The sequence below is a fragment of the Sphingomonas sp. Leaf21 genome (assembly GCF_916858675.1).
Lineage (GTDB): Bacteria > Pseudomonadota > Alphaproteobacteria > Sphingomonadales > Sphingomonadaceae > Sphingomonas.
Map to the genome: position 1 here is coordinate 587,753 of NZ_CAKASM010000001.1, position 8,939 is coordinate 596,691.

At 65.8% G+C, this 8,939-nt stretch carries 7 protein-coding genes; 1 reads left to right on the forward strand and 6 read right to left on the reverse strand.

The window, feature by feature from the left end:
• Positions 1-95 precede the first annotated feature (95 nt).
• The 5 genes from LRP66_RS02505 to LRP66_RS02525 form a co-directional block, all read right to left on the reverse strand.
• Positions 96-1,649 (reverse strand): sulfatase family protein, encoded by a 1,554-nt coding sequence (locus LRP66_RS02505; RefSeq protein WP_230480912.1) that lies wholly within the window; start codon positions 1,647-1,649, stop codon positions 96-98.
• The gene (locus LRP66_RS02510; RefSeq protein ID WP_230480913.1) at positions 1,649-3,958 is read right to left on the reverse strand and encodes a TonB-dependent receptor; all 2,310 of its coding nucleotides are present in this window, start codon (positions 3,956-3,958) and stop codon (positions 1,649-1,651) included. The genes LRP66_RS02505 and LRP66_RS02510 overlap by 1 nt, the downstream gene beginning before the upstream one ends.
• Before the next feature lie 87 nt (positions 3,959-4,045).
• Positions 4,046-5,278 carry an MFS transporter gene (locus LRP66_RS02515; protein WP_230480914.1) on the reverse strand — a complete coding sequence of 411 codons (1,233 nt, stop codon included), beginning with the start codon at positions 5,276-5,278 and terminating at the stop codon, positions 4,046-4,048.
• 78 nt (positions 5,279-5,356) lie between these two features.
• Positions 5,357-6,427 (reverse strand): LLM class flavin-dependent oxidoreductase, encoded by a 1,071-nt coding sequence (locus LRP66_RS02520; RefSeq protein ID WP_230480915.1) that lies wholly within the window; start codon positions 6,425-6,427, stop codon positions 5,357-5,359.
• Entirely contained in the window at positions 6,424-7,317 is an 894-nt protein-coding gene (locus LRP66_RS02525) for an aldo/keto reductase (protein WP_230480916.1), read from the reverse strand. The genes LRP66_RS02520 and LRP66_RS02525 overlap by 4 nt, the downstream gene beginning before the upstream one ends.
• Before the next feature lie 31 nt (positions 7,318-7,348).
• Here LRP66_RS02525 and LRP66_RS02530 point away from each other — a divergent pair, with 31 nt between their 5' ends.
• On the forward strand, positions 7,349-8,443 hold the full coding sequence (locus LRP66_RS02530; RefSeq protein ID WP_268992427.1) for a Gfo/Idh/MocA family protein: 1,095 nt from the start codon (positions 7,349-7,351) through the stop codon (positions 8,441-8,443).
• Between the two features lie 203 nt (positions 8,444-8,646).
• Here LRP66_RS02530 and LRP66_RS02535 read toward each other — a convergent pair whose 3' ends face one another.
• A complete protein-coding gene (locus LRP66_RS02535) occupies positions 8,647-8,817 on the reverse strand; it encodes a hypothetical protein (RefSeq protein WP_230480918.1) in 171 nt (56 codons plus the stop codon).
• Positions 8,818-8,939: the final 122 nt, after the last annotated feature.

Consider the following 8,939-nt stretch of genomic DNA (forward strand, 5'->3'; position numbering starts at 1 on the left):
CATTCATTCAGCTGGAAATCACGGTGTCGGGCTATGCGCCTCATGACACCGTATCCGACACTCGAAGTGGACCGTAGGGCTTGGCAGCTCGTGGTTCACGATGATGCCGACTTGCCCGATCGATAGAATCGTGGCGGGAACGCTGCCTGTGGTGGCCCTTTCGGATCGCGAAGTTCATTTCGCTGCCCCGCATCGGCACTTAACGGGATGGCCATGCCGTGGCTTTGCTCGAGCAGCGCGAAAAGCTTGCCACTCATTCGCACGGCGAGATCCTCATGGCCGGGGCTCGCGACCAGATTGTTCGTCTCGTGCGGGTCCTCGGCCAGATCGTACAGTTCGTCGATATCCCAGACACCATGGAAATGCATGTACTTGTATCGGTCTTCACGCAGGGCGTGGACGGTCGGGGTCTGCGGGAAATTGCGCTCCCAATAATATTCATACAGGAGTTCGTCTCGCCACGGCGCGTTCGCATCGCGCACCAGCGGCAGCGCGTTGGCCCCGGCCATGCCGTCCGGCGCGCGAAGTCCAGCCGCGGCGAGCAGCGTGGGGGCGATATCGATATTGGCGACCACCTGTTCGACCACGCTGCCTGCCGGGAACAGCGCCGGGCAACGCGCCAGCATCGGGATGCGCATCGATTCCTCATAGGCGGTGCGCTTGTCGATCAGCCCATGCTCGCCGAACATGAAGCCATTGTCGCCCAGATACAGGATCAGCGTATCGTCCAGCTCGCCCCGCTGTTCCAGCAGGTTCATGATCCGCGCCAGCCCCTCGTCGACCGCCAGCAGCGTCTCCATATAACGCTTGTAATAGTCGCCGATGTCGAGCGTGCCGTGATAGGGATATCCGACGCCGTGCCAGCTGTTGCGCTGGTTCTCCACCCACATCGGCCGCCCCGGCGCGTTGGGCGCCATCGAGGCGGGATAGCGGAACGTCTCCTTGTCGTACCGCCCCTTGTGGCGCTCTGCCGGAATGAACTCGGAATGCACCGCCTTATGCGCCAGATGCATCATCCAGGGGCGGCCCTTGGGCCGCTTGCCGATCCAGTCGATCGCGTAATCGGTCAGCTCGTCGGTGATATAGCCCTTTTGCGGCACATTGCGGCCATCGACGTTCAGCCCGTCGGCACTGGGCAGATAGCTCCCCTGCCCTTTGAAGCTGACCCAATGGTCGAAGCCGGGCTGCGGGCCGTCTCCCTCGTCGCCCATATGCCACTTGCCGATGAACGCGGTGTCGTAACCGGCCGCCTGGAGATATTCGGGATAGAAAACGAGGCCCGGCGGAATCGGGTGGTTATTGTCGACGACCTTGTGCTGATGGGCATAAAGGCCCGTGAAGATCGACGCCCGGCTCGGCGAACAGAGCGCAGTGGTGACGAACGCATTGCGGAAATGCGTTCCCTCGCGCGCCAGCCGGTCGAGCGTGGGCGTGTCGCCGAAATCCTGCGCTTTCATGAAACCCATCGCGTCGTACCGATGGTCGTCGGTCAGCACGACCAGGATGTTGCGCGGTCTGATGCCCGGCAGACGCGGCAGGCGCCGCGACCGGCGCGGTTCGGGGACCGCCCCCGCCGCCATCGAATAGAGGCCGAACGCACCGCCGGTTCCGGCCAGCAGCACCCCTCGCCGGGTGGTGTCGCCGGTCATCAGAAGTCCTTCCGCAATAGCAGGCCCGCGTAACGCCGGTCGTCGCGCGGCGCGAAGCGGACGGTCCCGCCGAAGGTGCCGTTGCTCAGGAAGCTGGCATAAGGGGTATTGGCGATGTTCTTCACATAGGCGCGCAACTGCCACCCGTCGCCGGGCCGGATCAGCGCGACGCTGGCGTTCCAGATGGCATAGGCGGGCTGGACGGTGTTGGGCGTCTCGGCCAGCGAATATTGCACCTTGCTGCTGAAGGTGACGTCGCTCTGCAACTCCATCGACAGCGTATCCGACAGGGCGAAACGATAGGCGGCATTCTCGAACAGGCGCACGCGCGGCGCGAAGGGCAGCGGCTGTCCGTTGATGTTGCAGCTGACCGGCGCGCCGACCGGACAGTTGAAGTTGCGGACAGTCGCATCGGTGAACGCGCCTGACAGGTCGACGGTGAAGCCCCGGGCTGGCCGCAACGTAACGTCGGCTTCGATCCCGCGCGACCGGACCGACCCGGCGTTGATCAGGCGCGTGACCGGCGCGCCACCGACCGAGTCGGTGAAGTTTGCCTGATAGCCGTCGAAATCGGTCGTATAGACCGCCAGTGCATAACTCAGCGCGCGGTTAGCGGTGCTGCCCTTGATCCCGGCCTCATAGGAATTGGACGTCTCCGGATTCAGCGGCACTTCGTCGAGCAGGGTCGTCGCATTGAGCGAACGCATGTTGAAATAGACGTTGTAGGCCGGGCCCTTGTAACCGCGCGAATAGGTGAAATAGGTCTGGGCATGCTCGCCCAGATCGAGCTGGAGCCCGAGGCGATAGCTGTCGCCGCGCGCATCGGTGCGGCCCGTCGCATTGTGATAGGCGCGAATGCCGGGCCGGTCGAGCGACGCCGCGCCGCTGTTGGTCGGGTCGTTGGTCGACGTGCGGACATGGTAGAAGTCCAGCGTATCCCAGGTCGAACGATAGCCCGCGATACCCCGGAAATGCGGGGTGAAGTTGATGTTCGCCTCGCCGAACAGCGCATAATTGTGGTTGGTGACGCCGTAGTTGGCGATGCCGGTGGTGTCGGTCCGCGTCGTGCCCGACAGCGTGGTCAGTGCCCGCTGGTATCGCTCGTCGGTCCGCGCCCGCAGATAATAGGCGCCCAGCACATAATCGATCAGTCCGCCCTTGGGGGAGGTCAGGCGCAACTCCTGCGAGAATTGGCGGCTGTTGACCGTGCCATCGTCCACCCCCGAGGGAAAGGCGGGGGTCAGCTGGGCGAGGCCATCATAGTCCTGACGCTGCTGGTTCAACCATTGCCGCCAGGCGGTGATCGACGTGACGTGATAGTCCCCCAGCGTCAGTTCGCCGGTCAGCGAGCCGCCATAATTCTCGTCGCTGACGTTGGTGTCGATATCGGTCGCCAGCCGCCGGTTCGACGGCGACGCGACGATCCCCTGCCCGGCCAGGGCGGTGGCCAGGGCGGCGGAATCGGTGATGACGTTCGTCGGATAGGCGATCTGCCGGGTCGAGCTGTAGACCGCCGCCACCGTCTCGCGCGTGTTCAGATAGTCGCCGATCGCGGTGATCTTCAGCGTGTCGAACGGCGTCACCACCAGCTTGCCCCGCGCCCCGTAACGGCGCGAGCCGTTCGCGTCATGGCCGGTCGCGACATTGCGCAGGTTGCCGTCGAAATCGCTGTAGAGGCCTCCGATCAGCGCCTGAACCTTGCCCGGTACGATCGCACCCGAGACGCCCGCCTTGATGCGATACTCCTGATCGGTGGTCGCGCCCGCCTCGCCAAAGGCATGGAATTCGTCGGTCGGATTGCGCGTGACGATATTGACCACGCCCGCCGACGCGTTCTTGCCGAACAGCGTCCCCTGCGGCCCACGCAATACTTCGATCCGCTCCACCTCGCCCAGATCGAGCGTCGATTGGCCCGGACGGGTCAGCACCACGCCGTCGAGGACTGTCGACACCGACGGCTCGACGCCGGGCGATGTCGTGATCGTGCCGATACCGCGGATGAAGACGGTGCGATCCTTGTTGGACGCGCCACTGCGAAAGCCGACCGACGGGATCGAAGCTGCGATCCGTTCGAGATTGTTGAGTTGCCGCTCCGCCAGCGCCCCGCCCTCCAGCGCGGTGATCGCAATCGGAACCTGTTGCAGCGTTTCGTTGCGATAGCGCGCGGTCACGACCACCTCGCCATCGGCGGGCTTGGCCTCCGTCTTGGCATCGGCCCTGGCGGGAGGCGCATCCTGTGCGGCGGCGGACGTGGCAATGAGGGTAAAAGCGGTGCCGACAAGCAGCACGGACAAGCGTCGATCGATCATCGGGTCCCCTTTCAGATCGACGCGGAGGCTAATGCCCACTTATCGCATGGGAAATAAAGAAGCACCTCGCCCGTTAGCAGCGGGGCTTTAGCCTTCGGTCTCGATCGGCCTGAGCCGGGGTAGCAGCAATTGCACCCAGCCAAGCGCCGCCAGATAGGCCACCGCCGCGAAGAGAAGCAACGGCAGATAGCCGAGCCCCGCCGCGAGGGTCAGCCCGGCGATCTTGGCGATCGCTACCCCGCCCATATTGCCGCAAAACGACCCGAACGCCGTCACCCGACCGACACGGTGCTGCGGCACGATATCGGCGATCATCGCGAAGATGTTCGTCGAAAAGGCCTGATGCCCGGCGAGCGCCAGCGCCATCAACGACACCGCGATCGGATAGCTGTGCGTGAGCAGCGCCAGCGGGATCGGGACGACGGCCAGTGCGGCGGCAAGCAGCACGACCTTGCGGACCGCATTCACCGACCAGCCCCGTCCGAGCAGCCGGGTCGGCACGACCCCGCCGACCAGCGAGCCGATCGCCGCACCGCCATAGGCCAGCGCCAGTGGTACGCCCAGCGCGACGCCCGACAGCCCGAACTGTCGGTGGAAGAAGTCGGGCAGCCAGAAGAGCAACAGCCACCAGGTCGCATCGGACAACAGCTTGGCCCCCGCCACCGCCCAGGTCCGCCGGTCGTGCAGCAGCGGCGCGTCGGGTAACGGCGGCGCGGCGTCGGCCGACTTGGGCGCGGCAAAGACGATTCCCCGCGCCGCTATCAACCAGGTCAGGGCCCAGACCAGTCCGATCAGCCCGACCGCGATGAACGTACCCCGCCAGCCGAATGTCAGGCCGAGGATCGGAATCGCGAGCGGCGCCAGGATCGCGCCCAGGCTATTGGCGGCGTTGCCCGCACCGAATCCGGCCGACCGCCAGCGCGGCGGCAGGACGGCCGCGACCGTCTTGATCCCGGTCGGCGTCCCCATCGACTCGGTCGCGCCCAGAGCCACGCGTACCGCGATGAACGCCCCCATCGACCGCGCCCAGCCGTGGAGCAGCGCCGCGACGCTCCACGCCGCCACCCCGATCGGATTGGCCCAGCGCACGCCCAGCCGGTCGACGATCCAGCCGCTGAACAGGAAACCGACCGCCGCGCCCCCCTGAAACCAGGCGGCCAACGTGCCGTAATCATCGTCGCTCCAGCCGAGATCGGCAGCGATCACCGGCTTCAGCACCGCGATGACCTGCCGGTCGACGAGGTTCAGCACACCGGCGGTGATGACCAGCGCAAACAACAGCCCGCGATGCCGCGCGCTCAATTCCCCGACACGTCTCATGGCCCTATCATGGCGACGCGCAAGGCATGGCGGCGAGACAGTTTCTCTATCGCCCCGCCAAGCCGATCGCCAAGCGGGTCACAGCGTCAGCGGGGCATGGTCGATCTGCGGCAGGACGTGGCGAGCGAACAGATCGGCCTCCGCCGCGTGCGGATAGCCCGACAGGATGAACGCATCGATGCCCGCTTCACGATAGGCCTGCAGCTTGGCGAGAACCTGATCGGGATCGCCGACGATCGCCGCGCCGCAACCCGAACGCGCCCGACCGATGCCGGTCCACAGATTGGCCTCGACATAGCCGTCGTCGCTCCCCTCGCGCAGTTCGGCCTGGCGCCGGACACCCGCCGATTGCGAGTCCAGCGAGCGCGACCGGATCGCCGCGCCGGTCGCGTCATCCAGTTTGGACAGCAGCCGATCGGCGGCGGCGCGCGCCTCCGCCTCGGTTTCGCGGACCACGACATGGACGCGATATCCGAAGCGCAAGCTGCGGCCACGCCGCGCGGCCCGCGCGCGCAGGTCGGCGACGATGGCGCGCACCCCCTCCATCGTGTCGGGCCACATCAGATAGACGTCCGCGCCTTCGGCGGCCGCCTCCCGCGCAGCCTCCGACAGGCCGCCAAAATAGAAGGGCGGGCACCGCCCCGAGACAGTCGTCAAGCGCGGCGGGTCGAGCTTCAATTTCCAAAAATCGCCGACATGATCGAGCGGTTTCCCGTCGAGCAGGGTGCGCAGGATGTGCATCGCCTCGACCGTCCGGGCGTAGCGGGGCGCGCTGTCCAGCGTCTCGCCGGGCAGATCGCTGGAGATGATGTTGACGGTCAGCCGCCCGCCCAGCATCCGGTCGATCGTCGCGATCTGCCGGGCCAATTGCGGCGGCCAGCTTTCGCCGATCCGCACCGCCATCAGCAACCGCATCCGCCGGAGCAGCGGCGCGATCCCGGCGGCGAAGGCAGTGGTGTCCATGCCCAGCGCATAGCCCGACGGCAGCAGGCAATTGTCATACCCTGCCGTTTCCGCCTGCAACACGATGTCGCGGCAATGCTCCCAGCTCGAGCGCAATGCCGGGTCGGGCACGCCCAGAAACTCGTAATCGTCGTCGCACAACGCCGAGAACCAGCTGATCTCGCAAGGGCCAAACGTATCGGTCATGGCAGGCGCTCTCCCATTCCGGCCTGAAGCACGGCATACCATTCGGCGCGGGTCCACTCGACGCGATACACGTCCGCCGCCGCGCGGATGCGGTCGGGATTTTGCGATCCGATGATCGGAATGATCCGCGCCGGATGCGCCATGGCCCAGGCCAAAGCGGCCGTAGCAGCATCGACGCCCCAGCGCTGGCCGTGCTCTGCCAGCAACGCCGCAGCCGGATGATCCCCCGCGACCAGCCGCCCGCCCGCCAGCGGCGACCAGGCAAGCACCGTCATGTCGCGCGCCATCGCTTGGTCCAGCGTGCCGTCGAACAGCGGCGCAGGGCGCAGCGGCGAGAATTCGGGCTGGGTGGACAGGATGGGCAGTCCCAGGAACGTCGCCAGTGCATCGACCTCGGCCGGGCTATGGTTCGACACGCCGATCCCGGCGACCTTGCCCGTCTCGACCATGCGGGTCAGCGCGGCGGCGACCTCCTGCGGATGGCTCAGGAAATCGCGGCGGTGGATCTGGTACAGCTCGACCCGCTCGACGCCCATGCGCGCCAGCGACGCGTCGAGCGCCTCGGCCAGATAGGCGGCACTCGAATCATAGGGATCGCCCGGCCAGATGCCGCCCTTTGTGGCGATCACCATCCGCTCGCGCAGCGTCGGCGCGCTGGCAAGCACCCGGCCCAGCAGCGTCTCGGACGATCCGAACCCGGCATCGTCGGTGCCATAGATATCGGCGGTATCAAACAGCGTGATCCCGGCATCCAGCGCCGCCTCGACACGGGCACGCGCCGCCGAGACGTCATCGCCGGTAAAACGCCACATGCCCCAAGCTATCGGGGACACAAAAATTGCGCTCTTGCCGAGCGGCCGTGCTTCGCGGGAAAGGCGGATGGTCGTCATCGGGCGTCGGAATGGCATAGGGACACGGGCAATGGTAGCGCCAATTCGGTACGGGATCGTTGGAACGGGCATGATGGGCGTCGAACATCTGCGCAACATCGCGCTGGTCCCGGGCGCACAGATCGTGGCGGTCGCCGACCCTGTGCCACAATCGCTCGACTGGGCCCGCGACGCGCTGGGCACGGCAGCGGCGGGCGTCACCGCCCATGAAAGTGTCGAGGCCTTTGCCCGCGAAGCTCGTGTCGATGCGGTCGTTATAGCCTCACCCAATCACACCCACCGCTCCGTCCTGGAGCCGCTGTTCGGCATGGATGCGGCGATCCTTTGCGAAAAGCCGCTGGCAACGACCATCGCCGATGCACGCTGGATCGTCGAGCGCGCCGCCGATCATGCCCGGCCATTCTGGACCGGCATGGAATATCGCTTCATGCCCCCCGCCGCCGCCTTTATCGATGCCATCCATGGCGGGCGTGTCGGCCGTTTGCAGATGCTGTCGATCCGCGAGCACCGCTTCCCCTTCCTGCCCAAGGTCGGCGACTGGAACCGCTTCAAGGCCAATACCGGCGGTACGATGGTCGAGAAATGCTGCCACTTCTTCGACCTGATGCGGCTGATCGTCCAGGCGGAGCCGCTGCGGGTCTATTGCTCGGGCGCGATGGACGTGAACCATCTCGACGAACGGTATGACGGCCGCACGCCCGACATCATCGACAACAGCTTCACTACCATCGACTTCGCCAATGGCGTGCGCGCCCTGCTCGACCTGTCGATGTTCGCGGATGGCGCCGAGCATCAGGAGGAAATGAGCGCGACCGGCGACACCGCTCGCCTCGACGTCCACATCCCGCCCGGCGAACTGGTGTATAGCCCGCGCGTTGGCTTCGGCGGGGAGAAGCGCGTCGAGAGGACCCGCATCGCGATCGACCCGATGGCACATGCGGCGGGCAGCCATGAGGGCGCGACCTATTACCAGCACCTCGCATTTGCCGCCGCGGTACGCGGCGACGGCCCCGTCCAGGTGTCCGCGGAGGACGGTCTTCGCGCGGTAGCGATGGGCGTGGCAGCGGAAATCAGCGCCCGCGAACACCGCGTGGTCGACATGCATGAGGTCGAGGAGATGGCGTAATCTCGCGGCCCTGGCACGGTCAGGCGCTTGCCATGACGACATCGGGCGTCGTGACCCAGAAACCGACATTGGCAGAAGGCACTCAATAAAACAGCGGTTCCCTGTATCGCCTGACGGAGCCAACGGATCGATCCATCTGTTGAACGGCGATGGATGGTCAACGCAAACCTAACGCTGTCGAACAGGCCGACCGTAAACTTACCTCAGAGGTGAACGAGGAGCGCGATAGTTGGCCCGTGCGGCTGATCGGTGCCGCCAGCGAGATCGGTGACCAGCCACAGATGCGGATGATCTGCGCCGCAACGGTCGCGGCTGGTATTGCCCGCCGCGATCTGCGCCTCACCAGTACCGGCTTGAGGATGCTCGCGGCTCACACGCTTGCCACGTGGATCAAGAGCGGGTGAGTAGCCCCTAGTTTTTGAGTAGCCCCTAGATTTCTGGACGCCTCGGGTCCTAATTTTGAGGACAGGAGGCGACGATGGGGAAACCCAATTTC

What these genes read in the sequence shown, in the direction of transcription:
- LRP66_RS02505 (WP_230480912.1), bottom strand. Translation starts at nt 1,649, where the DNA reads ATGACCGGCGACACCACCCGGCGAGGGGTGCTGCTGGCCGGAACCGGC.
- LRP66_RS02530 (WP_268992427.1), top strand. Translation starts at nt 7,349, where the DNA reads ATGGTAGCGCCAATTCGGTACGGGATCGTTGGAACGGGCATGATGGGC.
- LRP66_RS02520 (WP_230480915.1), bottom strand. Translation starts at nt 6,427, where the DNA reads ATGACCGATACGTTTGGCCCTTGCGAGATCAGCTGGTTCTCGGCGTTG.
- LRP66_RS02525 (WP_230480916.1), bottom strand. Translation starts at nt 7,317, where the DNA reads ATGACGACCATCCGCCTTTCCCGCGAAGCACGGCCGCTCGGCAAGAGC.
- LRP66_RS02515 (WP_230480914.1), bottom strand. Translation starts at nt 5,278, where the DNA reads ATGAGACGTGTCGGGGAATTGAGCGCGCGGCATCGCGGGCTGTTGTTT.
- LRP66_RS02510 (WP_230480913.1), bottom strand. Translation starts at nt 3,958, where the DNA reads ATGATCGATCGACGCTTGTCCGTGCTGCTTGTCGGCACCGCTTTTACC.